At 67.3% G+C, this 25,151-nt stretch carries 24 protein-coding genes; 11 read left to right on the forward strand and 13 right to left on the reverse strand.

Annotated features, from left to right (window positions below; all coding sequences use genetic code 11):
- Positions 1-3 precede the first annotated feature (3 nt).
- The 11 genes from ODI_RS10840 (at position 4) to ODI_RS10890 (ending at position 13,599) form a co-directional block, all read left to right on the forward strand.
- Positions 4-765, forward strand: a complete 762-nt coding sequence (locus tag ODI_RS10840) for a flagellar basal body rod protein FlgF (protein WP_067750905.1) — start codon at positions 4-6, stop codon at positions 763-765.
- A gap of 62 nt (positions 766-827) precedes the next feature.
- Entirely contained in the window at positions 828-1,610 is a 783-nt protein-coding gene (gene flgG / locus ODI_RS10845; RefSeq protein WP_067750902.1) for a flagellar basal-body rod protein FlgG, read from the forward strand.
- Positions 1,607-2,299 (forward strand): flagellar basal body L-ring protein FlgH, encoded by a 693-nt coding sequence (locus tag ODI_RS10850; protein WP_067750899.1) that lies wholly within the window; start codon positions 1,607-1,609, stop codon positions 2,297-2,299. The genes flgG and ODI_RS10850 overlap by 4 nt, the downstream gene beginning before the upstream one ends.
- Before the next feature lie 3 nt (positions 2,300-2,302).
- On the forward strand, positions 2,303-3,442 hold the full coding sequence (locus tag ODI_RS10855) for a flagellar basal body P-ring protein FlgI (protein ID WP_067750896.1): 1,140 nt from the start codon (positions 2,303-2,305) through the stop codon (positions 3,440-3,442).
- 14 nt (positions 3,443-3,456) lie between these two features.
- Complete coding sequence (gene flgJ, locus ODI_RS10860; RefSeq protein WP_067750893.1) at positions 3,457-4,452, forward strand: flagellar assembly peptidoglycan hydrolase FlgJ; 996 nt, start codon at positions 3,457-3,459, stop codon at positions 4,450-4,452.
- Between the two features lie 142 nt (positions 4,453-4,594).
- A complete protein-coding gene (gene flgK, locus ODI_RS10865) occupies positions 4,595-6,259 on the forward strand; it encodes a flagellar hook-associated protein FlgK (RefSeq protein WP_067750890.1) in 1,665 nt (554 codons plus the stop codon).
- A gap of 74 nt (positions 6,260-6,333) precedes the next feature.
- Entirely contained in the window at positions 6,334-7,563 is a 1,230-nt protein-coding gene (gene flgL, locus ODI_RS10870) for a flagellar hook-associated protein FlgL (RefSeq protein WP_067750888.1), read from the forward strand.
- Between the two features lie 67 nt (positions 7,564-7,630).
- Positions 7,631-9,646: a methyl-accepting chemotaxis protein gene (locus ODI_RS10875; RefSeq protein ID WP_067750886.1), complete on the forward strand. Its 2,016-nt coding sequence runs from the start codon at positions 7,631-7,633 to the stop codon at positions 9,644-9,646.
- A gap of 2 nt (positions 9,647-9,648) precedes the next feature.
- Complete coding sequence (locus ODI_RS10880) at positions 9,649-10,023, forward strand: hypothetical protein (RefSeq protein ID WP_067750882.1); 375 nt, start codon at positions 9,649-9,651, stop codon at positions 10,021-10,023.
- A gap of 82 nt (positions 10,024-10,105) precedes the next feature.
- Positions 10,106-11,851 (forward strand): methyl-accepting chemotaxis protein, encoded by a 1,746-nt coding sequence (locus ODI_RS10885; RefSeq protein WP_067750879.1) that lies wholly within the window; start codon positions 10,106-10,108, stop codon positions 11,849-11,851.
- Between the two features lie 149 nt (positions 11,852-12,000).
- A complete protein-coding gene (locus ODI_RS10890; RefSeq protein WP_067750876.1) occupies positions 12,001-13,599 on the forward strand; it encodes a methyl-accepting chemotaxis protein in 1,599 nt (532 codons plus the stop codon).
- Between the two features lie 25 nt (positions 13,600-13,624).
- Here ODI_RS10890 and fliR read toward each other — a convergent pair whose 3' ends face one another.
- From fliR to fliF, 13 genes are all read right to left on the reverse strand, one after another.
- The gene (fliR, locus tag ODI_RS10895) at positions 13,625-14,410 is read right to left on the reverse strand and encodes a flagellar biosynthetic protein FliR (protein ID WP_067750874.1); all 786 of its coding nucleotides are present in this window, start codon (positions 14,408-14,410) and stop codon (positions 13,625-13,627) included.
- Positions 14,411-14,432: 22 nt separating this feature from the next.
- A complete protein-coding gene (gene fliQ, locus ODI_RS10900) occupies positions 14,433-14,702 on the reverse strand; it encodes a flagellar biosynthesis protein FliQ (protein ID WP_067750871.1) in 270 nt (89 codons plus the stop codon).
- A gap of 21 nt (positions 14,703-14,723) precedes the next feature.
- Entirely contained in the window at positions 14,724-15,491 is a 768-nt protein-coding gene (gene fliP / locus ODI_RS10905; protein ID WP_162292299.1) for a flagellar type III secretion system pore protein FliP, read from the reverse strand.
- 61 nt (positions 15,492-15,552) lie between these two features.
- Positions 15,553-15,894, reverse strand: coding sequence for a flagellar biosynthetic protein FliO (fliO, locus tag ODI_RS10910; protein WP_067750865.1), 342 nt, complete (start codon positions 15,892-15,894; stop codon positions 15,553-15,555).
- A gap of 12 nt (positions 15,895-15,906) precedes the next feature.
- Positions 15,907-16,491, reverse strand: a complete 585-nt coding sequence (fliN, locus tag ODI_RS10915; RefSeq protein ID WP_067750862.1) for a flagellar motor switch protein FliN — start codon at positions 16,489-16,491, stop codon at positions 15,907-15,909.
- Positions 16,484-17,494 (reverse strand): flagellar motor switch protein FliM, encoded by a 1,011-nt coding sequence (fliM, locus tag ODI_RS10920; RefSeq protein ID WP_067750860.1) that lies wholly within the window; start codon positions 17,492-17,494, stop codon positions 16,484-16,486. Before fliM ends, fliN begins: the two co-directional genes overlap by 8 nt.
- 2 nt (positions 17,495-17,496) lie before the next feature.
- Entirely contained in the window at positions 17,497-18,072 is a 576-nt protein-coding gene (fliL, locus tag ODI_RS10925; RefSeq protein ID WP_067750857.1) for a flagellar basal body-associated protein FliL, read from the reverse strand.
- A 159-nt stretch (positions 18,073-18,231) separates the two neighbouring features.
- A complete protein-coding gene (locus ODI_RS22520; protein WP_067750855.1) occupies positions 18,232-19,551 on the reverse strand; it encodes a flagellar hook-length control protein FliK in 1,320 nt (439 codons plus the stop codon).
- A gap of 34 nt (positions 19,552-19,585) precedes the next feature.
- On the reverse strand, positions 19,586-20,035 hold the full coding sequence (gene fliJ, locus ODI_RS10935) for a flagellar export protein FliJ (RefSeq protein WP_067750854.1): 450 nt from the start codon (positions 20,033-20,035) through the stop codon (positions 19,586-19,588).
- The gene (gene fliI / locus ODI_RS10940; protein ID WP_067750851.1) at positions 20,025-21,497 is read right to left on the reverse strand and encodes a flagellar protein export ATPase FliI; all 1,473 of its coding nucleotides are present in this window, start codon (positions 21,495-21,497) and stop codon (positions 20,025-20,027) included. Before fliI ends, fliJ begins: the two co-directional genes overlap by 11 nt.
- A gap of 10 nt (positions 21,498-21,507) precedes the next feature.
- The gene (gene fliH, locus ODI_RS10945; RefSeq protein ID WP_067750849.1) at positions 21,508-22,248 is read right to left on the reverse strand and encodes a flagellar assembly protein FliH; all 741 of its coding nucleotides are present in this window, start codon (positions 22,246-22,248) and stop codon (positions 21,508-21,510) included.
- Positions 22,241-23,239, reverse strand: coding sequence for a flagellar motor switch protein FliG (gene fliG, locus ODI_RS10950; protein ID WP_067750846.1), 999 nt, complete (start codon positions 23,237-23,239; stop codon positions 22,241-22,243). Before fliG ends, fliH begins: the two co-directional genes overlap by 8 nt.
- Complete coding sequence (fliF, locus tag ODI_RS10955; RefSeq protein WP_067750844.1) at positions 23,226-24,914, reverse strand: flagellar basal-body MS-ring/collar protein FliF; 1,689 nt, start codon at positions 24,912-24,914, stop codon at positions 23,226-23,228. Before fliF ends, fliG begins: the two co-directional genes overlap by 14 nt.
- Positions 24,915-25,151 lie beyond the last annotated feature (237 nt).

A 25,151-nucleotide genomic window follows, 5' to 3' on the forward strand; every position in this document is an offset into this window, starting at 1 on the left:
GCCATGGATCGCATCATCTACACGGCCATGAATGGTGCCGCAAGGACGCTGGAACAGCAGTCCGTGATCAGCAACAACATGGCCAACGCGAATACCACGGGCTTCCGCGAGCAGTTCGCCATGTATCGTGCCGTTCCCATCGTCGGCGACGGCAGCCTGGGCACGCGGATTTCCACCGTGGCCAACACGCCGGGCTTCAACGCCACCCTGGGCTCGGTCAATCTGACCGGCCGCTCGACGGACGTGGCGCTGGAAGGCGAGGGCTGGCTGGCGGTGCAGACGCCCCAGGGCGAGGCCTATACCCGTAACGGCGCGCTGGTCGTCGGCGCCAACGGCCTGCTGCAGAACTCGCGCGGCCAGCCGGTGCTGTCGGCCGACAACGCCGTCATCGCGGTGCCGGAAGGCGCCGAGCTGACCATCGCGGGCGATGGCACGATCACCGCGCTGGGCGCGGGCGACCCGCCTGCCGACATCCAGCAGATCGGCCAGTTGAAGCTGGTCAACCCGCCCGCGGCCGAGCTGGTGCGTGGCGACGACGGCCTGTTCCGCCGCCCCGCGGTCAACGGCCAGCCGGCGCCGCCGCTGCCCCAGGATCCGCTCGTTCGGGTCATCTCGGGCGGCCTGGAAGGCAGCAACGTGAACACGGTGGAATCGATGGTCGGCATGATCGACAACGCCCGCCGCTATGAAATGCAGATGAAGGTGATCTCGAGCGCCAGCGAGAACGCGTCGCGCGCGAACGGCATCCTTTCCGCCAGTCAGTAAGTCAAGCGTCAAGACAACCTCAACCGCCGGGCGCCCCAGGCGCCGGGCCCAGGAGCACCGCCATGATCCGTTCGCTCTGGATCTCGAAGACCGGTCTGGAAACCCAGCAGACCCAGATGGACGTCATTTCCAACAACCTGGCCAACGTCAGCACGAACGGCTTCAAGCGCACGCGCGCCGTGTTCGAGGACCTGATGTACCAGACCCTGCGCCAGCCCGGCGCCCAGGTCGGTCCCGCCAACCAGCTGCCTTCGGGCCTGCAGGTCGGTACCGGCGTGCGCACGGTTGCCACGCAGCGCATCCACACCCAGGGCGACCTGAAGGCCGGCGGCGAACTGGACGTGGCGATCCAGGGCAAGGGCTTCTTCGAAGTCGAAATGCCCGACGGCACGCTGGCCTACACGCGTGACGGCGCGCTGCAGGTCGACCAGAACGGCCAGCTGACCACGGCCGGCGGCTATGTCATCCAGCCGCCCATCAACGTGCCCGACAACGCGCTGAAGGTCACCATCGCCCGCGACGGCGTGGTGTCCGTGACCCAGCCCGGCGCCGCCGGCACCAGCGTCCAGATCGGCCAGCTGCAGGTGTCGACCTTCATCAATCCGACCGGCCTGCAAAGCATGGGCGAGAACCTGTACGTCGAGACCGACTCCTCGGGGCCCGCCAACGCGCTGCAACCCGGCCTGGATGGCGCCGGCCTGCTGATGCACGAATACGTCGAAACCTCGAACGTCAACGTGGCGGAAGAGCTGGTCAACATGATCACGACCCAGCGTGCCTACGAAATGAACAGCAAGGCCGTGCAAACCTCCGACCAGATGCTGGCTCGCCTGGCGCAGATATGATCATTCGTTCGTTCGCGCGCGTGGCGGTGGCGATGGCGACCTTGTCGCTGGCGGCCGGCTGCGCGCTGATTCCGCCCGAGCCCATCGTGACCGGCCCCTTGACGGCGCCGCCGCCGCCGCCGGTCATGCCGGCCGCGGTGCCCAACGGCTCCATCTACCAGCCCATCGTCTACGGCAACTATCCGCTCTTCGAGGACCGCCGTCCTCGCAACGCGGGCGATGTCGTGACCATCGTGCTGAACGAGCGGATGAACGCCGCCAAGGCCGTCGCCACCAACACCAATCGTACGGGCGCCGCCACGCTGGGCCTGAACGCGGTGCCGGCCATTGCGCCCAGCTGGCTGGGCGCCCAGCAGAACGCCGATTTCTCGGGTGCGAACACGGCCGCCGGCACGGGCAACAGCAGCGCGAACAACACGTTTACCGGCACCATCACCACCACGGTGATCGGCGTGCTGCCCAACGGCAACCTGCAGGTCGCCGGCGAAAAGCAGATCGCCATCAACCGTGGCAGCGAGTACGTGCGCTTCTCGGGTGTCGTCGATCCGCGTTCCATCACGGGCGCCGGCACCGTGTCGTCCATCCAGGTGGCCGACGCACGCATCGAATACCGCAGCAAGGGCACCATGGACGAAGTCCAGACCATGGGCTGGCTGCAGCGTTTCTTCCTGAATATCTCGCCGTTCTGATCCATGACTTTCCCGATGCCGACCGCTCTCTCTCTGTCTCGCAAGCTGGCTGCGCTGGCTTGCCTGCTTGCCGTGGCGGTCCTGCCGGGACTGGCGCAAGCCGAGCGCCTGAAGGACCTGGCCTCGATCCAGGGCGTGCGCGCCAACCAGCTGCTGGGCTACGGCCTGGTGGTGGGGCTGGACGGCAGCGGCGACCAGGTGCGCCAGACGCCGTTCACGCAACAAAGCCTGACCAACATGCTGTCGCAGCTGGGGATCACGGTGCCGCAAGGCTCCAACATGCAGCTGAAGAACGTGGCCGCGGTCATGGTCACGGCGTCGCTGCCTGCCTTTGCGCGTCCCGGACAGACCGTGGACGTGGTGGTGTCGTCCATGGGTAACGCCAAGAGCCTGCGTGGCGGCACGCTGCTCATGACCCCCTTGAAGGGCGCCGATGGCCAGGTCTACGCCATTGCACAGGGCAACCTGCTGGTGGGCGGCGCGGGCGCCGAGGCCGGCGGTTCCAGCGTGCAGGTCAACCAGCTGAACGGCGGGCGCATCAGCAATGGCGCCATCATCGAGCGCTCGGTGCCCACGACGATCTCGCGCGATGGCCTGATCTACCTTGAAATGAACACCAACGATTTCGGCACGACGCAGAACGCCGTCGACGCGCTGAACCGCCAGTTCGGCGCGAATACCGCCCAGGCCCTGGACGCGCGGGTCGTCGCCATCCGCGGACCGCTGGATCCCGCGCAGCAGACGGCCTTCCTGTCCCGCGTCGAGAACCTCCAGGTCACCCGCGCGCCCATCGGCGCCAAGGTCATCATCAACGCCCGTACCGGTTCGGTGGTCATGAACCGCACTGTCATGATCGAAGAGGCCGCCATTGCCCACGGCAACCTGTCGGTCATCATCAACCGCGAGAACCAGGTCAGCCAGCCGGATACGCCCTTTGGCGGCGGCCAGACCGTGGTGGTGCCGAACACCCAGATCGAACTGCGCCAGGAAGGCGGCGGTCTGCAGCGCGTGCAGACCAGCGCGAACCTGGCTGACGTCGTCCGCGCCTTGAATGCACTGGGTGCCACGCCGCAGGATCTGCTTTCCATCCTTCAGGCCATGAAGAGCGCCGGCGCCCTGCGGGCCGATCTCGAGATCATCTAAGGGATCGCACCGTCATGGCCATGCCGCAATACAACGCCCTGCCTACCGCCGGCCAGCCCCTGGCCTTCGACTCGCGCAGCCTGGACAGCCTGAAGCACCAGGTCACGCGCGAGGGCGGCCCCAAGAGCGAGCAGCAGAAAGAGGTCGCCCGCCAGTTCGAGGCGCTCTTCCTGCAGATGATGATCAAGCGCATGCGCGAGGCGACGCCGCGCGACGGCATGTTCGACAGCGATCAGACGCGGCTGGCCCAGTCCATGGCCGACGAGCAGCTGGCGCTGGAGCTGGCATCGCCTGGCATCGGCCTGGCCCAGGCCATCCTGCAGCAGATCCGCGCGAACCAGGGTGGGGCGCCTGACGCCGCCCTGGACACTGCGCCGTTGCTGGCGCCCGAAGTCAACAATTCCCGCCTGCCTGGCCTGACTTCCCGGCTGGGCGTGGACACCTCGCAAGGCCCCAACGTGCGCGGCGACGTCGCCGCGATGATCGATCGCCTGTCGCGCGGCGGCCGCCCGGCGGAAGCCGAGCCGGTGAAGCCGCCTTCGGGCGCGCCTTCCCATGTGGTGGATTTCGTCAACCGTATGGCGGAGCCGGCGCGCCGCGCCGCCAACGCCTCGGGCGTGCCGGCCCGCCTGATCCTGGGCCAGGCTGCCCTGGAGTCGGGTTGGGGCAGGCGCGAGATCCTGCACAGCGATGGACGTCCCAGCTACAACGTCTTCGGTATCAAGGCCACGGGTGGCTGGACCGGCAAGGTGGCCGAAGTGGTCACGACGGAATATGTCGACGGCAAGCCCCAGAAGATGGTGCAGGCCTTCCGTGCCTATGGCTCCTATGAAGAGGCATTCTCGGACTATGCCCGCCTCATCGGCAACAGCCCGCGCTACGAGCGCGTGACGCAGGCGCGCAACGAAGTCGAGGCAGCCTGGCGCATCCAGCAGGCGGGTTATGCCACCGACCCCAACTACGCGGACAAGCTGATCGGCGTCATGGGGCAGTTCGGCGGCTCGGTCTAGGACCGTGCCGGTTTTGGAAATCGTCATTTTTGGTAAGGCCGGAGACTAAATAAGTCCGAATCTTTGCCGTTAATTGCCTGAGGCCCGTTTTTCCCGGGCACGCCACGGATACGCCCCCCATTCTGCACAGAGCGATCGCAACATGAACCTGTACAACCTCGGACTTTCCGGCTTGACCGCCTCGCAGGCTCGCCTGAATACCACCGGCCACAACATCGCCAATGCCGACACCGAGGGCTACAACCGCCAGCGCGTGATGGTCTCGACTGCTGGCGGCACCGCCACCAGCGCCGGCTTCTTTGGCCGCGGCGTGCTGGTCGACACGGTCCAGCGTTCGTACGACGGTTTCCTGTATCGCCAGCTGACCTCCGCCCAGTCGCACGGGTCGGCGCTGCTGTCTTTCGGTGGCCAGATCGCGCAGGTCAACAACCTGCTGGCCGACCGTACCGTGGGCGTGGCGCCTGCCCTGCAGAAATTCTTCGAAGGCACGCAAGCCGTGGCGTCGGCGCCCGCCGACCCCGCCGCCCGCCAGGAAATGATCGGACAGGCCAACAATCTGGTCACCCAGATCAATGAGGCCAACCGCTTCCTGCAGAACCAGCGCGAAGGCCTGAACACCCAGATTTCCACGACCGTCGACCAGATCAACAGCTATGTCGCGCGCATCGAGGACCTGAACAAGCAGATCACCACGGCCAAGGCGTCGTCCAACGGCCAGCCGCCCAACGACCTGTATGACCAGCGCGACCAGCTGGTCGCCGAGTTGAACATCCTGGCCAAGGTCAACGTGTCGGAGCAGGGCGACAACTTCAACCTGACCATCGGCAACGGCCAGGCCGTGCTGTCGGGCGGCAAGCAGTACCCGCTGCAAGCCGTCGCCTCGGCCGACGACCCCTCGCGCACCGTCGTGGCGTTCACCACGCCTGGCACCGCGGGCCAGACGATCACGGTCGAGCTGCAGGATGGCATGCTCGACGGCGGCCAGTTGGGCGGCCTGCTGAAGTACCGTGCCGAATCGCTGGACGTCATCCAGAACGACCTGGGCCGCATGGCCGTGGGCCTGGCGTCGGCTTACAACGCGCAGCATCGCCAGGGCCTGGACGCCAACGGTATCGCCGGCGGCGATTTCTTCTCGCTGGGCATCCCCACCGTCAAGACCAATGCCAACAACGCGGGCAGCCAGGAGGTGCAGGTGGCCTTCGCCGACGCCAACGCGCTGACCGGCAAGGACTACAAGGTCAGCTACGATGGCGCGAACTATCACATCACGCGCCTGCCGGAAAACACGCCCATGTATTCGGGCGACGGCTCGGCGCTGAGCGCCACGCCGCCCCAACTGATTGACGGCCTGCAGTTCACGCTGGGGGCCGGCGTGCCGCAACCCGGCGACAGCTGGGTGGTCCAGCCCACGCGCAATGCCGCCGCCGACCTGGGGCTGGCCATTACGGATCCCGCCAAGATCGCCGCCGCGGATGCCGAGGGCGGTTCGGCCAACGGCAAGAACGCCCTGGCGCTGTCGGAACTGCAGACCAAGAAGATTCTGGGCAACGGCACGTTGAACATCAACGAAGCCTTCGCGCAGATCGTGAACAAGGTGGGTGTGCAGACGCAGCAGAACGCCACCGCCGCCAAGGCGCAGAGCAACCTGATCACGCAGAACTACGCTGCCCAGCAGGCGTATTCGGGTGTCAACCTGGACGAAGAGTACGTCAACCTGGATCGCTACCAGCAGCAGTATCGCGCGGCGTCCCGTCTCATCGACGTGGGCAGCCAGTTGTTCGACACCCTGCTGGGCCTGCGCAGCTAAGCGGCCGCTCAGCCGACCCCCGGACCGACACGTCTCTCCCTTTATCGCGTCATTCAGATCACTGGCCAGCCATCATGCGTATCAGCACGACTCAATTGTTCCGTACCGGCATCGACACGATGAATGCCCAGCAGTCCGACCTGATGCATCTGTTCCAGCAGATCGGCACGGGCCGCCGCCTGGTGTCGCCGGCTGACGATCCCCTGGCGTCGTCGCAGACGATCAACATCGCTCAGACCGAGTCGATGAACCTGCGTTACGCGACCAATCGCAACGTGGCCAACCAGAATCTGGCGCTGGCGGAAAACACGCTGGATTCGGTGACGCGCGCGATGCAGGATGTCCGCACGACGATCGTCCAGGCAGGCAACATCTATACCGATACCGACCGCGCCTCGCTCGCCAACGTGCTGCGCGTTGCCCGCGAGAACCTGCTGTCGCAGGCCAATGCCACCGACGGCAACGGCCAGTACCTGTTCTCGGGCCATCGTGGCGACACCCAGCCGTACTCGCTCGACGAGGCGACCGGCGTGGTGACCTATCACGGCGACACCGGCTCGCGTCTCATCCAGGTCGACCAGACCCGCCAGATGGACAGCGCCCACGTCGGTTCGGACATCTTCAACCGTGCCTCGCCGGGATCGCAGATCTACCTGACCTCGTCCAACGCCGCCAACAACGGCACGGGCCTGATCAGCACGCCGCAGGTGACCGACCCCACGCATGCCAACGCCGGCATGAACTTCCGCGTGGACTTCGCGGGCGATCCCCTGGAATACACGGTCACCGTGATCGATCCCGCCACGAATGCCGAGACGACGGGTGCGCCCGTCGCCTACACCGGCGGCGGCACGCTCGACCTGGGCGGTGTGAACATCAAGTTGACCGGCACGCCGGTGGCCGGCGACAGCTTCCGGGCGGATCAAGTCCAGAACGCCGACGTGGATCTGTTCAAGTCGCTGGATGATGTCATCAAGGCCCTGGAAACGCCGGCCGACGGTGACCCCGTCGCCCAGGCCCGTCTGAACAACGTGCTGGCGTCGGTGTCGCAGCGCCTGGCCGTCAACTACGACAACATCCTGACCGTGCGCGCCGCGGGCGGCACGCGCATGGCCGAGCTGGACTCGCTGGATGCCAATGGCAACCTGCGCAACCTGAACTACAAGGAACAGCTGTCCAGCCTGGAAAACGTGGATTACTACTCCGCGTCGTCGCAGCTCACCCTGCGCCAGGCCGCGCTGGAAGCTGCCACGCTGGCCTTCCGCAAGATCCAGAACACCAGCCTTTTCGCCACCCAGAACTGATTCCTGCCGTATCCAGTCCAGTCCGCCCTCGAGAGGCGGACTTTCCCTAAGGCGCGTCGAAGCAACCATGTTCTCCAACCTCAAAGTCCGGACCGGCCTGCTGCTGGTTCTGTCGTTCATGTCCATTCTGGCGCTGGGCGTCACGGTATTGGGCTGGTACAGCGTCAAGGGTGGCAGTGCGGACATCAAGAACCTGGAGCGCGTGTCGCTGCATCAGCTCCAGGACGTGCGCAAGGCCTATGTCGGCGTGCTGCGCGCGGTGATCCGCATCGACTCCTCGATCAACGCCATCAGCGCGCAGACCGCGCGCACCGAAGCCCAGGCGGCCACCACGCTGCTGGCCGACGCGCGCAAGAGTTTCGCCAGCTATCAAGGCTCGCCCAAGCTGACGGAAAACGCCAGGCAGGTCGAGACCGCGCTGGCGCGCGATTTCGCTGCCTATGCCGCGTCGGTGGAGAACATGGGCCAGGCCGCGGCGGCCAATGACCAGGCAAAATACCTGCAGATCAAGACGCAGGACGCCACGCAGGCCAGCGCCGCGCTGATCCGTTCGCTGGACGCCTTCGAAACCTACGCCAACGGACGCAGCGACAGCTTCGTCACCGCGTCGGAGCAGCGTGCCCGGATGATGGACATCGTGCTGGTGGCGCTGGCGGTGCTTATCGTGCTGAGCATCGTGGGCTCGTACATGTTCCTGAACCGCCAGCTGCTTCGTCCGCTGCAGCGCGCGGGCAACCTGTTCGATCGCATTGCCGCAGGCGACCTGACGCAGCGCGTGGAAGCGCGTTCCAACAATGAAATCGGCCAGCTGTTCGCCGCGCTGCGCCGCATGCAGGAAAGCCTGACGCGCACCGTGACGGCCGTGCGCACGGGCGTGGATGAAATCAACGTGGGCGCGCGTGAGATCTCGGCCGGCAACACCGACCTGAGCAGCCGCACCGAGCAGCAGGCCGCCTCGCTGGAAGAAACCGCCGCCAGCATGGAACAGTTGGCCGGCACCGTGCGCCAGAACGCCGACAATGCCCGCCAGGCCAACCAGCTGGCTGCCAGCAGCATGGAAGTCGCCCAGCGCGGCGGTTCGGCCGTGTCGGAAGTGGTCGGCACGATGCAGGAAATCTCCGCCAGCTCGAAGAAGATCTCGGAAATCGTGTCAGTCATCGACGGCATTGCGTTCCAGACCAACATCCTGGCGCTGAACGCGGCGGTGGAAGCCGCGCGTGCGGGCGAGCAGGGCAAGGGCTTCGCGGTGGTGGCGGGCGAAGTGCGCTCGCTGGCGCAGCGCAGCGCGCAGGCGGCCAAGGAAATCAAGGGCCTGATCGAAGACTCGGTCAGCAAGGTGGGCGCGGGCTCGCAGCAGGTCGAACGCGCTGGCGCGACCATGCAGGAGATCGTGCAGTCGGTCAAGCGCGTGACGGACATCATGGGCGAGATCTCGGCGGCCTCGCAAGAGCAGTCGACCGGCATCGAGCAGGTGAACCGTGCGGTCACGCAGATGGACGAAGTGACGCAACAGAACGCCGCGCTGGTGGAAGAAGCCGCCGCCGCCGCGGGCTCGCTGCAGGAGCAGGCGGTCAAGCTTGCCGAAGCCGTGGCCGTGTTCCGCGTGCAGGGCGGTGGCGAAGTCATCGACGTGCGCAGCCGCCAGATCGGTGCGTCGCGCCAGGCGCCGCGCGTGGGCGTCAGCAACGAACGCCCGCCGGAGCACAAGCCCGCCGCCGTCGCGGCCCCGGCTCCGGCTCCGGCCGAACCCGAACAGCCGCCTGCACAACCGCCGCGCAAGCGTCCCGTCGCGCTGCCGTCCGCGACAGCGGCGCCTGCCGCCGCGCGTCCGGCTGCCGTGCGTCCCGCCACCACGGGCCATTCCGCCTCGGCTGGCGCGAAGCCGGCAGCACAGCCGCTCACGCCGCGCGCAGGGCGCAGCAAGCCGGCGGCGGGTGCCGCCGCCAGCCATGCCGCCACGCCCGCTGCCAGCACCGAACGTCCTGCCGCGCGCCGTGAGGCGCCGCCCGCCGCCGAACCGATGTTGCGCCCGTCAGCCACGCGCCGTCACCAGCCCGCGGAAGACGATTGGGAGTCGTTCTGATCATGCGCCGTCTGCTGCCCACGCTCGCGCGTTGCCTTGCCAGCCTGGCCGTCCTGACGTTGGCGGCCTGCTCCACCACAGGCCACAACTTCGACGAGTCGGCGCTGGGCACGCTGACACCGGGGCAGAGCACGCTCTTCGACGCCAAGGTTGCGCTGGGCGGACAGCCTGCCGATATCTATTCCCAGGGGGATGGCACCAGCCTTGCCCGCTGGGCTTTCAAGGTCAGTTTCGTGACCGACGGTCTGTACCACCGCAAGGAAGCCATGCTGCTTTTCGGCCCTGACGGTCGACTCATCAGGCTGGTCGATACCAACAATATCCTCCTGGAGCCATGGCAGCGTCAGAAACTGCTGGGCACCGGAGCCTACAACTAAAGTCCAGCACTGCGCCGGAGGGGATCCGCGCCGCGCGAGCGGCGGGGCATGCCATTCCGGCAACGGCCAAGCGGAGAAAATCATGACAACGCACGCAGAACATACGCCAGCCCCCGAGAAGCGGAACGCCAAGGCCAAGAAGCCCGTCGCGGCCAAGACACGCCGGGGGAGTTTGCGTGACGTGCGTGTCGGCTCCCTGATAATGTTGGTGCTGGGCCTGTTCACGCTGATGATCGCGGGCGTGGGCGCATTGGCTGCCTTCTTCCTGGACCAGAACGCCAAGGACCTGAACTACCAGGCCAGCCTGACCCAGCGTTACAACCAGGTGCAGGTGATCAACAGCAACATGCTTGAGGCCCGCGTGGGCCTGATGGTCGCGGCACGTTTCCAGCAGGAATCCGGCGCCGGCATGGCCACCGCGCAAGACGCCACGAACGCGCTCAATGACGCGAAGAAGCGCCTGGATTCCGTGCGCGAAAGCTTTAGCGATTTCCAGAAGAACATGCTGGAAGACGAGGCGGGCCGCCAGGTGTCCATGAACCTGGTGCGCCGCTACCGCGCTTACCTGGACGATGGCGTCGACACGATGGTGGAGGCCCTGGCCAGCCAGGACTATTCGACCTTCTACATGGTCAACACGCAGTACGGCACGCCGCGCAGCGCGGCATTCGTCGAGGCCATTCGCGCCTTCTCGGACTACATCGACCGCGAGCAGGCCAAGATCGCCGAACAAGCCCAGCGCAACTTCCAGATCGGCTTGGCTGCCGTGGGCGCCTCGGTCGTGCTGGCGATCCTGCTGATGATCCTGATGCGCGTCGTGTTCGGCCGCGTGATCGTCAAGCCGCTGGTGCGCGCCGGCCATTTGTTCGACCGCATCGCGGCGGGCGACCTGACGCAGCGCGTGGACAATCGCTCCAACAACGAAATCGGCCAGCTGTTCGCCGCGCTGCGCCGCATGCAGGAAAGCCTGACCCGCACCGTGGCTGCCGTGCGCCATGGCGTGGATGAAATCAACGTGGGCGCGCGTGAAATCTCGGCCGGCAACACCGACCTGAGCAGCCGCACCGAGCAGCAGGCCGCCTCGCTGGAAGAAACTGCCGCCAGCATGGAAGAGTTGGCCGGCACCGTGCGCCAGAACGCCGACAACGCCCGCCAGGCCAACCAGCTGGCTGCCAGCAGCATGGAGGTCGCGCATCGCGGTGGCGCGGCCGTGTCGGAAGTGGTCGGCACGATGCAGGCCATCTCCGCCAGCTCGAAGAAGATCTCGGAAATCGTGTCGGTCATCGACGGCATTGCGTTCCAGACCAACATCCTGGCGCTGAACGCGGCGGTGGAAGCCGCCCGCGCCGGCGAACAGGGCAAGGGCTTCGCGGTGGTGGCGGGCGAAGTGCGCTCGCTGGCGCAGCGCAGCGCGCAGGCGGCCAAGGAAATCAAGGGCCTGATCGAAGACTCGGTCAGCAAGGTGGGCGCGGGCTCGCAGCAGGTCGAGCGCGCTGGCGCGACCATGCAGGAGGTCGTGCAGTCGGTCAAGCGCGTGACGGACATCATGGGCGAGATCTCGGCGGCCTCGCAGGAGCAGTCGACCGGCATCGAGCAGGTGAACCGTGCGGTCACGCAGATGGATGAAGTGACGCAACAGAACGCCGCGCTGGTGGAAGAAGCCGCCGCCGCCGCGGGCTCGCTGCAGGAGCAGGCGGTCAAGCTTGCCGAAGCCGTGGCCGTGTTCCGCCTGCAAGGCGGTGAAGTGATCGACGTGCGTGCCCAGCTGGGGGCGCAACGTCCAAGCCCGGGTGCCGATGACGGCATGCCCGCACTGGCTGGCGCCTAGCGGGTTCTAGGTTCTGCAAGGCCACAATCGCTCAAAGGGGGGGCGGTTGTGGTTGTGGCTTTGCAAGCGGTGATGCGCGTCCTGCAAGGGGACGTGCGATAGGTACTTAGCCACACCAGTACATCTCCCGCAACCTGGAAGAGAGTCCCGTGCGCAAGAATTTGCCTGTCTATGACAATGAAGTGCTGGTCCGCGAAGACCAGTACCTGATCTCCCGAACCGATACCAAAGGCATCATCACCTACGCGAATCCCGCGTTCGTGGCCATCAGCGGCTTTGCGTTGAGCGAATTGCTCGGTTCGCCGCACAACATCGTGCGTCATCCCGATATGCCGCCGGCAGCCTATGCCGACATGTGGGAGACGCTGACGTCTGGCGCCTCGTGGGGCGGCGTGGTCAAGAATCGCTGCAAGGACGGCAGCTTCTACTGGGTGCTGGCCACGGTCACCCCGATCATCGAGGAAGGCGAGATCACGGGCTATACCTCCGTGCGCGTGCAACCCGCCCGTGAGCAGGTCGAGGCCGCTGAAGCCTTGTATGCCCGCATCAATGGCGGCACGGCGCGCGGCGTGCGGCTGCACCGAGGCAAGGTCGAGGCCACCGGCTTGCGCCGCCTGGGCGGCGTGCTGGCCTTTCCCTTCCAGTCAGGGCTGCGCAGCCGCCTGTTTCGCCAGGCGACGCTGTCGTCGGCCTTGTTCGCCGGCGCTTGCGCCGCTGGCCTGGCGCAAGCCTGGGACAGCCTGGGCACGACGTCGGCAGGCCTGCTGGTGGGCGCCACGGTTGCCGGTATCGCCGTGATCTATCTCCATTCGCTGCGCCTGGGACGTTCGGTGCTGGCGCCCCTGCGCGATGCCGCAGGCGTGGCGCGCCAGATTGCCGCGGGCAACCTGGCCATGCGCATCGATCACGAGGGCACCGACGAGGTCGCCCGCCTTCAGTTCTACCTGGACATGATGCGCAAGAGCCTGCTGGGCATCGCGCATGACGTCTATCGCGGCATTGCCGGCACCACGCAGGCCGCCGGCGGCATCCTGCAGGGCAACACCGATCTGTCGCGCCGTACCGAGGAGCAGGCGGCGTCGCTGGAGCAGACTGCCGCCAGCATGGAAGAGTTGACCTCGACGGTGCGCCAGAACGCAGACAGCGCACGCCAGGCCAACGCGCTGGCCGCCACCAGCATGGAAGTCGCCCGGCGCGGCGGCCAGGCGGTGGGGCGCGTGGTGGACACCATGCAGGGCATCTCGCAGAGTTCGAACAAGATTGCCGAGATCGTCACGATCATCGAAGGCATTGCCTTCCAGACCAACATCCTGGCGTTGAATGCCGCGGTCGAGGCGGCGCGCGCGGGCGAGTCCGGCAAGGGCTTCGCGGTGGTCGCGGGCGAGGTGCGCAGCCTGGCGCAAAAGAGCGCGCAGGCGGCCAAGGAGATCAAGGGTCTCATCGAGGATTCGGTCCAGCGCGTGGGCGAAGGCTCGACGCAGGCATCCGAAGCGGGCGACACGATGCAGGAAATCGTGGATTCGGTGCGCCGCGTGACGGACATCATCAGCGAGATCTCCGCGGCGTCCGACGAGCAATCGACAGGCATCGAGCAGGTCAACCGCGTGGTCGCGCAGATGGACGGCGTCACGCAGCAGAATGCCGCGCTGGTCCAGCAACTGGGCGGCACGGTGACCGAGCTGTCGAGCCAGGCCCAGGAGCTGCGCAACGCCATCCGGGTGTTCCGGATCGAGTCTCGCCAGCAGTAAAGACGGCAAGGACTGGGCGGCGCCGCTAGCGTCCGGCCAGTCCGTCCACGACGCGGCTCATGGTTTCGAAGCCGCTCATGATCATGCGCTCGATGAAGGGCGTGGTCTGCGGCAGGACCACCATCAGGATCACGAGGCCCACCGTCAGGCTGATGGGGAAGCCCACCGCGAACACCGACATCTGCGGCACCGTGCGGTTCAGGATGCCCATGGCCAGGTTGCCGGTCAGCAGCACCGTGATGAGGGGCAGCGCCAGCAGCAGGCCGGACATCAGGATCTGCGAGCCCCATTCCGTCAGCACGCCCCAGCCGTTGACGTCCAGCGGGCCCGCCGAGATGGGCAGGGTGTCGAAGGAGCGCACGAGCGTGGCCAACAGCAGCAGGTGGCCGTCCAGCGCCAGGAACAACAACATGGCGAAGACGTTGAAGAGACGCGAGAGCACGGCCGTGTTGGCGCCCATGGAGGGGTCGAAGAACGAGGCGAAGGACAGGCCCATCTGCAGGCCGACCAGCTCGCCGGCCGCCTGCACGGCGGCGAAGACCACGCGCATGGTCAGGCCCATCGAGATGCCGATGAGCACCTGCTGGATGATCAGCCAGACCGCGTCATAGGAGCCGGGGGAAACGTCGGGGATGGCTATGGCCGGCGAGACGGCCATGGCCAGCATGGCGGCCAGGCCGACTTTGACGCGGGCGGGAATCGTGGATTCGCTGAACAGCGGCGCGGTGCCGATCAGCGCCAGCATGCGCACGAAAGGCCACATGAACTGGCCCAGCCAGCCATAAAGCTGTTCGAGCGTGAAGGACAGCATGGGATGCCGGTGGCGCGCCCGGTCAGGAAACCAGGCTGGGGATCTGCTGGAGCACCTGGCGGATGTAGTCCGTCATCATGGTGATCAGCCAAGGACCCAGCAGCACCAGCGCCGCGCACATGGCCAGCAGCTTGGGAATGAAAGACAGCGTCATTTCATTGATCTGGGTGGCGGCCTGGAAGATGCTGATCAGCAGGCCGACGGCCAGCGTGATCAGCAGCAGGGGGCCGGCCATGGCCAGGGTGATCTTCATCGCCTGGTAGGCGAGCGTCATGACGAATTGGGAATCCATCGCGGGGCGATCCTGCGGAAGCTATTGGTAGAAACTGCGCGCCAGTGAACCCAGCAGCAGGTTCCAGCCGTCGGCCAGTACGAAGAGCATCAGCTTGAAGGGCAGGGCGATCGTGATGGGCGGCACCATCATCATGCCCAGCGCCATCATCACGCTGGCCACCACCAGGTCGATGATCAGGAAGGGGATGAAGATGCTGAACCCTATCTGGAACGCCGTCTTCAGTTCGCTGGTGATGAAGGCCGGCACCAGGACGCGCATGGGCACCGCTTCGGGGCCCTCCATGGCCGGGATGCCCGCCATGTCGGCAAAGAGCGCCAGGTCGGTTTCACGGGTCTGCTTCATCATGAAGTCGCGCAGCGGCACGGCGCCGCGTTCGACGGCGACCTCGAAGGAAATGGTGCCTGCCGACAGCGGCTGGTAGGCCTCGGCGTAGATGCGGTCGAAGACCGGCGACATCGTGTAGAAGGTCAGGAACAGCGCCAGGCCGATCAGCACGTGATTGGGCGGCGTGGTGTTGGTGCCCATGGCGTTGCGCAGCAGGCCCAGCACGATGATGATGCGGGTGAAGCCGGTCATCATCAGCAGCATGGCCGGCAGGAAGGACAGCATCGTGAGCAGCAGCAGGGTCTGCATGCTGAACGAATACGTCGAACTGCCGCCAGGACCCGGCGTGGCGGTGATGGCTGGCAGCGTGGCCTGGGCCTGCGCGGCCCAGGGCAGCAGGAAGGCAGCCAGCAAGGCCAGCAGGGCGAGCAACGGAGCGAGTCCGCGGCGAGGAGTAGGCATACGGCGGGCGAGGGCGGTCATGTCCAGGCGGGAAAGTGGCAGTGCGCCCCGATGAACAGGGTCAGGGCTTGCGCTGCAAGGCGCGGGCGAGCTTCTCGGCGAAAGGCGCGGCGGCCGTGGTGGCGGCGGCGGTGGCGTCGCCGGACTCCAGCGGACGTGCGGGCTGCGTGTGCAGCAGGGTCATCTGGGTGTTGGTGACGCCCACCACGAGCCAGGTTTCATCGACCTGGATGACGGTGACGTGATTGCGCGGACCCAGGGTCAGCGTGGCGACGTTCTTGAGCAGGCCGGGCGCGCCCCGGGCCAGAAGGCCCGAGCGGCGCGCCAGCCAGGCGAGCGACAGTATCGTGGCGACGACCAGCAACAGCCCGACGACGACGCGTATGAGTGCGGTCTCGGTCATGGCGGCTTGCGATCAGCGGCGGGTGTTGAGCCGGTTGATGCGTTCGGACGGGGTGATGATGTCGGTCAGGCGGATGCCATAGCGGTCTTCGACCACGACGACTTCGCCCTGGGCGATCAGGTAGCCGTTGACGAAGATGTCCATGGGTTCGCCGGCCAGGCCATCCAGCTCCACCACCGACCCCTGGCCCAGCTGGAGCAGGTTCTTGATGGTGAGGCGGGTGCGGCCCAGCTCGACCGTCAATTGGACGGGCACGTCCATGATGAGGTCGATGTCGGCACCCACGCCGTCGGATTGTGCCGACAGCGGCTGGAACACGGTCTTGGCGGCCGATTGGGCGGCAGGCTTGGCGGGCGCGGGGGCAGCGGCAGCCGGTGCTGCGGCAGCCGGTGCCGCGGCCGGCGCGCTGGCGGCGCTTTGCTCGGCCAGCGCGGCAGCCCAGTCGTCGGAATTCTGCAGGCCTTCGGCCTGCGTGGCGGCGGGGGTGGACTTCGCAGTCTGCTCGGCCAGGGCTTCGGCCCAGTCGTCGCTCGCCGACTTGGCGGTATCGGGATTCGAGACCGGCGCGGTATCGGGCTCTTTGTTGGCGTCAGTCATGAGGGGTGACCTTGTGGGTGTCTTCCAGGTGTTGAGTGCGCAGGGTATTCACGCGCAGGGCATATTGGCCGTCATGGGTGCCGTAGCTGCATTCCATGACAGGCACGCCGTCGATCGAGCCGACGATCTGCTTGGGAATGTCGATGGGCAGCACGTCGCCGACCTGCAGGCGCAGCAGTTGGCGGATGGACGAGGGAATGCAGCCGAACTCGGCGATCAGCTCCACGTCGGCACTGCGGATCTGGCGGTTGAGCTGGTGCATCCAGCGCTGGTCCACGGCCTCGAGCGTCGTGTCCTGCAGCGGGCGGGTCAGCAGATCGCGCACCGGCTCGATCATCGAGTAGGGCAGGCAGATGTTCAGTTCGCCGCCGCTGGCGCCGAATTCGATGTGGAACGAGGTGACCACGACGACTTCGTTGCTGCCCGTGATGCTGGCGAATTTCGTGTGCATTTCCGAACGCACGTATTCGAACTCCACCGGGTAGACCGGCTCCCACGAGCGGCCGTAGCTCTCGAGGGTCAGGTTCAGCAGACGGCGGATGATGCGCAGTTCGGTGGTAGTGAAATCACGGCCTTCGACGCGCGTGTGGTAGCGGCCATCGCCGCCGAACATGCTGTCGATGACCAGGAACACCAGGTTCGGGTCGTAGGTGAAGAGCGCCGTGCCGCGCAGCGGCTTCATCTGCACCATGTTCAGATTGCTCGGCACGGGCAGGTTGCGCTCGAAGTCCGAGTACTTCTGGATGCGGATGGAGCCGACGGTGATGTCGGCGTTGCGGCGCATGAAGTTCAGCAGCAGCGCGCGCAACTGGCGCGCGAAGCGCTCGTTGATCAGCTCCAGCGTCTGCATGCGCCGGCGCACGACCCTCTCGGGGGAGCTCAGGTCGTAGGCGCGTACGCCGTTCTGTTCCGACGGCTTCTGTTCGGGACTGTCGTTCTCGCCGGTGACGCCCGCCAACAGGGCGTCGACCTCGTCCTGCGACAGGAAAGCCTCATAGGCCATGCTTACTGCACCACGAAAGCGGTAAAGAGGACGTCGGTGACGGCTTGGCCGTCAGGCAGCGGCGAGAAGGGGCGCGACACGGCCTGGATGACGGCGGCGACCAGATCCTGCTTGCCTTGCTGCGTGTGGATGGTTTGCGCGGGCTGGGCAGACAGGACCATCAGCACGCGGCTGCGCACTTCAGGAAGGTATTTTTCGATGCGCTGGCGCGACTGCTCGTCGGCAACGCGCAGCGTGATGCCGACGTGCAGGATGCGGTCCAGGTCGTCGGCCGGGCCCGAGACCGTGACGGTGAAGGGTTCCAGCGCGAAGAAGATGGGCGCGGGCACGGCCACCGGCGTGGCGGGCGGCGCCTTGTACGTGACGGGCACCGGGCCATCCGGGCCCTGGGCCTGCGCCTGTTGCGCCTGGGTTTCCGACTCGTGCATGCGGGTCGTGATCATCCAGGTGGTCGCCACGCTGGCACCGGCCACGAGCACGAGGGCTGCCACGGCCAGCAAGGGGCGCAGCAACCTGCTGCCACCGCTGGCGGGCAGGGTGCTTCGTGTGGGCATGGAGGAGGATTTTACGGTCGCCATCTGTGGTGTCTGTACGTGCGTGTGCCGCAAGAGCACAGGTTATCTGCCAATACTGCCGATTCTGAAGGAAATCGGCCCGCGATATGGGTAGGAAAAAGGGGTCTAAAGACGGGTAGCTCGTTCTATTGCGGAAAAGGTTTCCCGTCGGCGCCCACCCCCTCAGGCGAAGGTATCCACCAGGGCGTTGCTGTCGATCCGGCGCGTGGTGTCGCCGTTGCCGGCTTCCGCCACCAGGCCGTCGCCGCTTTCACCCTTGCCTGAACGGCCCTGCGTGCCAGCCTGAAGACCTTGCTGCGCCTGCTGGCTGGCCGTGCCCTGGTCACTGACGTTGGCCTGTCCAAGCGAGATGCCCGCCTGGGCCAGCGATTGTTCCAGGCTGGGCAGCGCCGATTCGAGCGCCTGGCGCACAGCCGGGTGCGCCGAGACGAACACGGCGCTTGCCACGCCGTCCTGCAAGGTCAGGGAGACGCGCAGCGGGCCCAGGTCGGGCGGATCCAGGCGCAGTTCCGCCACCTGCTTCAGGTTGTCGGCCGTCTGGCTCATGACGATCATCTGGCGGCCGAGCTCCGTGCCCCAGCCGGGTGCGCCCACGGGGGTTGCCAGGTGGCCGAGCAGCACGGGGGCGGCGGCAGGCGCATGGCCCAGCTGCGAGGCATGGGTGGGAGCTTGCGCCGCGTGAGCGAGCAGGGCGGCGTCGACGGGCGGCTTGTCGCCCTGGTGCGTGGCATGGGCGGGTTGTTGCGCGGTTTGCGGCGCTGCGAATGCCTCGAGCGCAGCCTGCAAATTGTCGCCGCGCGCCTGTTGCGCGGTCGTGCCCGCGTCGGTGTTGGCCTTGGGCGACAACGCCGAGGCCTTGAGCGCGTCGCCACGGAGGGCTTGCTCGCGTGCGCCCGCGCCGCGTGACGTCACGGCGGCGCCGGCAGGCGCCTGGCCCGGCAGGGCGGCGTCGGCCTGGGTCAGCGGACGGGCGAGGGATCCCAGCGCGGCTTGCAGCGGGACCGCGGCTTGGCCGTCCGCCTGGGCTTGCCCGGCGGGCAGGCGCGCGGCGGCATCGGCGAGCAGGCCGCGTTCGGCGAGCTGGCGGCCACGGCCGGCGATCTCGCCGGTCAGCGCATTGGCGCGGCTGCCGGCCTGTGCGCCCGCATCCGGCTGGCCGGTGCCACGCAGTTGCGCGGCAACCTGGAGGGCAATGTCCAGCGCCTGCTCGGGCAGCGTGGCCTGGGCAATCAGCGCGGCATCGGGCGTCTGCGCCGATTCGGCGGTGTCGGCGTCTTCCTGGCGGCCTGCCGGGCGCTTGCCGCCAGCCTTGACCGGCTCGTGGCCAGCCACCGGCTGGCCATCGCTGGCGCCGCGCTGGTCGGCCAGCACCTGGGAAAAGGGGCTGGCGGCGGCCGATTGGCTGTCCGCGGCGCCGGTGCTGGCCGCATTGGCAGCCGGCTGGGCGGGAGAGGCAATCAGCGTCGTCATGATGTTGGTCATGGAAATTCCTTGGGGTATGCGTGTGGCGGCCGGCTCAGTGCACGCCAGCGGGGTGGCGCATCAGGCGAGCAGCGAACTCGTCATTGGCGCGCTGTTCCCGGCGGTTCTCGACGATCGCCTCGGCGCGTTCCTGGCGAACCAGCAAGGCGTCGAACGAGTTGAGGCGGCGCTTTTCCTCGCGCCACTTCACCTTGCCGCCCTCGAGCTGCTCGTCGGCGCGGCCCAGGACCAGCATCTGCTGGTGGATCGCCTCGTCGAGCGTCGCGATGAATCGTTGGTAGTTGTAGCAGTCGGCTGCGGGCATGCCGCCCTGCATCGCCTGCTGGAGCTTTTCCAGGTAATCCTGGCGGTAATCCTGCAGCATGCCGAGCTGCTGGGCTGCATGCTGGCGCGCACCTTGCAATTGGCCCAGGCGGCGGGCGGCGTCGTCCGTGCTCTCGCGGGCAAGGCCGATCAGCGTGTCGAGGGGGAGCTTAGAAGCCATGGCCGTTTCCTTGGAAAACGTTGCGCAGCTGCTCCACGGCCTGACCGTAATTCACGCTCACGCCGATGTCCTGCTGGAGGAAGCCTTCCAGCCAGGGGTACTTTTCGATGGCCTCATCCAGCTGCGGATCGTTGCCGTGCGCGTAGGCGCCCACGGCGATGAGGTCACGGTTGCGCTGGTAGCGCGACAGCATCTGCTTGAAACGCCGCACCTGGGCGAACTGCTCCGCGGGCACGATGGCCGTCATCACCCGCGAAATCGAGGCTTCGATGTCGATGGCGGGGTAGTGGCCGGCCTCGGCCAGCGAGCGCGACAGCACGACGTGCCCGTCCAGGATGGCCCGTGCGGCGTCTGCAATGGGGTCCTGCTGGTCGTCGCCTTCGGTCAGCACGGTATAGAAGGCGGTGATGGATCCTGCCTTGTAGCCGTTGACCGGGGCGCCGTTGCCGGCGCGCTCGACCAGCGCGGGCAGTTTCGCGAACACCGAGGGCGGATAGCCCTTGGTGGCGGGCGGTTCGCCGATGGCCAGCGCGATTTCGCGCTGGGCCATGGCATAGCGGGTGAGCGAGTCCATGATGAGCAGGACGTCCTTGCCCAGGTCACGGAAATACTCGGCCAGGCGCGTCGCATAGGCGGCGCCCTGCAGGCGCAGCAGCGGCGACACGTCGGCGGGCGCGGCAACCACGACCGCGCGGCGCATGCCCTCGGGGCCGAGGTTGTGCTCGATGAATTCCTTCACTTCGCGGCCGCGTTCGCCGATGAGCCCGACGACGATGACCTCCGCCTTCGTGTAGCGGGCCATCATGCCCAGCAGCACGCTCTTGCCCACGCCTGAACCGGCGAACAGGCCCATGCGCTGGCCGCGGCCGACGGTCAGGAGACCGTTGATGGCGCGCACCCCCACGTCCAGCGCGGTGTCCACCGGCGCGCGCGTGAGCGGATTGATGGGCGGCGCGGTAAGGGGCGCCAGGTCTGCGCCTTCCAGCGGGCCCAGGCCGTCCAGCGGGCGGCCCGCGCCGTCGACCACGCGGCCCAGCAGCGCCTGTCCCACCGGAAGGTGGCGGCCGCGGGCCGGCTTGGCGTTGCCGTTCAGCTCGGCCTTGCGGGGCAGGGGAATGGCGCGCTGCACGGGCGGCTCGCCCGGCATCACGCGTGCGCCGGGCGGCAGGCCGGAGATGTCGGCTTGCGGCATCAGGTAGAGCATGTGGCCGTCGAAGCCGACGACCTCGGCATCGGCCCAGTGGTCATGGCCCGGGGCGATTTCGATCTTGCAGGCGGCGCCCACGGGCAGGCGCAGGCCCGTGGCCTGCAGCACCAGTCCGGTGGCGCGCACGATGCGGCCCGTGGCGTGCCACGGGTCGGTGGCGGCCGCACGGATCGAGCCGATCTGCAACTGCGTCGCCCAGCGGTCGATCACGGGGACCGGCGGGGCGAGCGGCGAGGGGTCGGCGTGCGTGCTCATTCTGGGCGGCTCACGGTTCGGGGGACCATTCCTGGGATTTGCCCAGCGAGGCCGCGACACGGCGCCAGCGCGTTTCCAGCGTGGCGTCGATGGTGCCGTAGGCGGTCTCGGCCCGGCATCCGCCAGGCGTCAGCGTTTCGTCGGTCCACAGGGACCACTTGCCGGCAGCCAGCTCGTCGCCCAGGTGCTGCCGGATCATCGCCTGGTCGGCCGGGTGCACCCACAGCCGCAGGGGCGCGGCATCGCCGTGGTCGGCATGCAGCACTTCGCGGACGGCGGCAAGCACCGTGTCGGGCTGTTCGGCCAGGGTGGTGCGCACGACCTGGCGGGCGATGTCCAGCGCCAGCGTGAGCAGCGCCTGGCCCATTTCCGCCTCGACGCGCGACAGCGAGTCGGCGGTTGCCTGCACCAGCGTGTTCAGGCGCTGGGCTTCGGCCTGGGCGGCGGCCCGGCCGTCGGCCAGGCCTGCTTCGTAGCCCGTTGCCTGGCCGGCGGCCTGGCCCTCGGCGCGCCCGGCCTCCAGGCCTTCGGCATGGCCTTCCTTGCGGCCGATTTCCTTGCCTTCCTCGTAGCCGGCCTTGCAGGCGGCTTCGTGGCGCGCGCTCAGCTCGGCGACGCGCTTGGCGGTTGCGGCAGCCGACTCCTCGGGCGAAAGTGCCTGCTGCGGCTGGTCGAACGCCTCCATCTGCCAGCGGCGCCACGGACGCGCAGGCGTCCGCACTCCCAAGCCGGCATAGGGCGCGTCAGACATACGCGTCGTCTCCCTGGCTGCCCAGGACGATCTGGCCGCTCTCGGCCAGGCGGCGGGCGATCTGCAGGATCTTCTTCTGCTCGCCCTCGACCTTGGACATGCGCACGGGGCCCTGGGCTTCCAGGTCCTCGCGCAGCGTATCGGCGGCGCGGCTGGACATGTTGCGCAGGAACTTGTCGCGCAGGTCTTCCGATGCACCCTTCAGGGCGATCATCAGCGTGTCGTTGTCGGTTTCCTTCAGGATGAGCTGGATGCCGCGATCCTCGACGTCGATCAGGTTGTCGAAGACGAACATCTCGTCGACGATCTTCTGGGCCAGGTCCGCGTCGCGTTCGCGCAGGCTGTTGACCACGGCTTCCTCGTCGGCGCTGTTCATCATGTTCAGGATCTCGGCCGCGGTGCGCACGCCACCCATCTTGCTGCGCTTCGCGCCCTGGCCTGCCAGCATGTTGTTCAGCACCTCGGTCAGTTCGCCCAGCGCGGCAGGCTGCACGCCGCCGAAGGTGGCGATGCGCAGCATGACGTCGTTGCGCAGGCGCTCGGAGAGCAGGGCCAGCACGCCGGCGGCGCGGTCGCGCTCCAGGTGGACCAGGATGGTCGCGATGATCTGCGGATGCTCGTCGCCGATGAGCTCGGCCACCGTCGAGGCGTCCAGCCAGTTCAGCGAATCGATGCCGCTGCTGCCGTCGCCCGGATCCAGGATGTCTTCCAGCAGGCCCGCGGCGCGGTCGCTGCCCAGCGCCTTGGTCAGCACGGCGCGGATGTAGTCGTCCGAGCCCAGGTTGACCGCGATGAACTGGTCGGCTTCGTGGCGGAAGTCCTCCAGCACGTCGCTGACGGTTTCGCGCGAGACCTGCTTCAGGCTGGCCATGGCCGCGCCCATCTGCTGGATTTCGCGGGCGTTCAGATACTTGAAGACCTCGGCAGCGGCGTCCTCGCCGAGCGACATCAGCAGGATCGCGCTACGGGTCAGGCCGTCATTTGCTTCCATCTTTCTCTATCCAGGTTCGAATGACGAGCGCCACGGCGCGCGGATCCTGGGCGGCCAGCTTGCGGGCCACCTCCAGGTTCTCTTCGTAGCGGCTGAGCTGGTGAGCCCGGGCCGCGGCGAGGGCCTCGCGGTCGGCGTCGAGGTCGACGGTTTCCTCGGCGGCTTCTTCCAGCACCGGGTCGATGTGGCGTCGCACCAGCGGGCGCACGATGCTGCGCCACAGCCAGATCAGGGCCAGGCCGAGGACCAGGTACCACAGCAGCTGCTTGGCCAGCGCGATGTTCTCGGGATCGCGCCACACGGCGACGACCGGCTCGTTGTTGGTGAACGGGCTGTTGGCCACGTTCAGGCTGTCTCCGCGCGCTTCGGAATAGCCCATGGCTTCACGCACCAGCGCGGTCAGCTTGTCCAGCTCTTCCTGGGGCAGGGCCTTGGCCTCGCCGTTCTCGTCGGCGCGGTAGTTCAGCACCACCGCCACCGACATGCGCGTGAGCGCGCCGGTGGGCTGCTTGACGTGGCTGATCGTGCGATCCAGCTCGTAGTTGGTGGTGTTGTCGCGGCGGTTGTTGGTCGTGACGGCCGCCACCTGGCCGGTGCCGGCCTGCTGGCCGTTCTGCTGGCCTTGTTGACCCTGCTGCTGTCCCTGTTGGCCTGGCTGGCCCTGCTGGCCGGGAGGCGGGGGCGTGACGATGGGGGCGACCGCGTTGGGCGGGGGCTGGTTGGTCAGCGCGCCGGGAACGCCCTGGGCGGGATTCACGCCCTGCTGGCTGGACTCGCTGGTCTGCTGGCTGCGGATGGAGGCCTGGCCGGGCTCCTGGTTCGGACGATAGACCTCGGAGGTCTGTTCGCGCTGGGCGAAATCGACTTCGGCGGTGGCCTGGGCATGCACGTTGCCATAGCCGACCAGGGGGTTGAGCAGGCTCAGGATGCGTTCGATGGTGCGCTGTTCCATTTCGCGGACATAGCGCAACTGGTCGGCGTCCATGCCGCGGCCTTCGCCGCCGGGCGAGGACAGCAGCTTGCCCGTCTGGTCGACGATGGAGACGTTGTCCACCACCAGTTCGGGCACGCTGGACGAGACCAGCCAGGCAATCGCCGAGACTTGCGAGTCGCTCAGGCTGCGGCCGGGATAGAGGTTCACCAGCACCGAGGCCGAGGGCGGTTGGCGCTCGCGCACGAAAAGCGACTGGCGGGGAATGGCCAGGTGCACACGGGCGCCCTGCACGGAGTGCATGGACTGGATGGAGCGGGCGAGTTCGCCTTCCAGGCCGCGCTGGTAGGTGATCTGTTCGGCGAACTGGCTGGCGCCGAAACGGGCGGTGTCGAGGATCTCGAAGCCGACGGAGCCGCCGCGCGGCAGGCCCTGGCTGGCAAGCTGCAGGCGCATCTCGTGCACCTTGTCGGCCGGCACCATCAGTGCGCCGCCGTTGTCGGCGAACTTGTAGGGGACGTTCATCTGCCCGAGCGCGGCCACGATGGCGCCGCCATCGCGTTCGCTCAGGTTGGAGAAGAGCACCTTGTAGTCAGGCCCGCGCGTGAACAGCAGCGCGGCGACGATGACCGTCACCAGGGCGGCAGCGCCACCCAGCTGGACAGTTCGGGGCAGGGCGCGCAGCTTGTCCAGCAGCGGGAAGCGCGTGGCAGCCGGCGGCGCGGTGGCGACCTGCTCGTTCATTGACGGGCCTCCGGGCGGATTCGGGAAGTCAGGGGACGCATTGGAACGGGCGGGCGGGATCGCATGCAACGTGAATCTGATCAGACAAGCGTGGATTATGGCCGCGGGGACGCGGCCGGCAAGCGCCGAAAAGCCCGCTTTTTCCCCGCTATTTAGGTCTATGGGTCTGGGCCGGGCGAGCGGTGGCGTTGGGGATGTGGCATCATGCTGCGCGCCTCTGCCCGGTCAAACGCCGAA

The organism is Orrella dioscoreae (genome assembly GCF_900089455.2).
In the GTDB taxonomy this organism is placed as follows: Bacteria; Pseudomonadota; Gammaproteobacteria; order Burkholderiales; family Burkholderiaceae_B; genus Orrella; species Orrella dioscoreae.

Coding starts and splice junctions, on each gene's coding strand:
- ODI_RS10840 (WP_067750905.1), top strand. CDS start 4: ATGGATCGCATCATCTACACGGCCATGAATGGTGCCGCAAGGACGCTG.
- flgG (WP_067750902.1), top strand. CDS start 828: ATGATCCGTTCGCTCTGGATCTCGAAGACCGGTCTGGAAACCCAGCAG.
- ODI_RS10850 (WP_067750899.1), top strand. CDS start 1,607: ATGATCATTCGTTCGTTCGCGCGCGTGGCGGTGGCGATGGCGACCTTG.
- ODI_RS10855 (WP_067750896.1), top strand. CDS start 2,303: ATGACTTTCCCGATGCCGACCGCTCTCTCTCTGTCTCGCAAGCTGGCT.
- flgJ (WP_067750893.1), top strand. CDS start 3,457: ATGGCCATGCCGCAATACAACGCCCTGCCTACCGCCGGCCAGCCCCTG.
- flgK (WP_067750890.1), top strand. CDS start 4,595: ATGAACCTGTACAACCTCGGACTTTCCGGCTTGACCGCCTCGCAGGCT.
- flgL (WP_067750888.1), top strand. CDS start 6,334: ATGCGTATCAGCACGACTCAATTGTTCCGTACCGGCATCGACACGATG.
- ODI_RS10875 (WP_067750886.1), top strand. CDS start 7,631: ATGTTCTCCAACCTCAAAGTCCGGACCGGCCTGCTGCTGGTTCTGTCG.
- ODI_RS10880 (WP_067750882.1), top strand. CDS start 9,649: ATGCGCCGTCTGCTGCCCACGCTCGCGCGTTGCCTTGCCAGCCTGGCC.
- ODI_RS10885 (WP_067750879.1), top strand. CDS start 10,106: ATGACAACGCACGCAGAACATACGCCAGCCCCCGAGAAGCGGAACGCC.
- fliR (WP_067750874.1), bottom strand. CDS start 14,410: ATGCTGTCCTTCACGCTCGAACAGCTTTATGGCTGGCTGGGCCAGTTC.
- fliQ (WP_067750871.1), bottom strand. CDS start 14,702: ATGGATTCCCAATTCGTCATGACGCTCGCCTACCAGGCGATGAAGATC.
- fliP (WP_162292299.1), bottom strand. CDS start 15,491: ATGCCTACTCCTCGCCGCGGACTCGCTCCGTTGCTCGCCCTGCTGGCC.
- fliO (WP_067750865.1), bottom strand. CDS start 15,894: ATGACCGAGACCGCACTCATACGCGTCGTCGTCGGGCTGTTGCTGGTC.
- fliN (WP_067750862.1), bottom strand. CDS start 16,491: ATGACTGACGCCAACAAAGAGCCCGATACCGCGCCGGTCTCGAATCCC.
- fliM (WP_067750860.1), bottom strand. CDS start 17,494: ATGGCCTATGAGGCTTTCCTGTCGCAGGACGAGGTCGACGCCCTGTTG.
- fliL (WP_067750857.1), bottom strand. CDS start 18,072: ATGGCGACCGTAAAATCCTCCTCCATGCCCACACGAAGCACCCTGCCC.
- ODI_RS22520 (WP_067750855.1), bottom strand. CDS start 19,551: ATGACCAACATCATGACGACGCTGATTGCCTCTCCCGCCCAGCCGGCT.
- fliJ (WP_067750854.1), bottom strand. CDS start 20,035: ATGGCTTCTAAGCTCCCCCTCGACACGCTGATCGGCCTTGCCCGCGAG.
- fliI (WP_067750851.1), bottom strand. CDS start 21,497: ATGAGCACGCACGCCGACCCCTCGCCGCTCGCCCCGCCGGTCCCCGTG.
- fliH (WP_067750849.1), bottom strand. CDS start 22,248: ATGTCTGACGCGCCCTATGCCGGCTTGGGAGTGCGGACGCCTGCGCGT.
- fliG (WP_067750846.1), bottom strand. CDS start 23,239: ATGGAAGCAAATGACGGCCTGACCCGTAGCGCGATCCTGCTGATGTCG.
- fliF (WP_067750844.1), bottom strand. CDS start 24,914: ATGAACGAGCAGGTCGCCACCGCGCCGCCGGCTGCCACGCGCTTCCCG.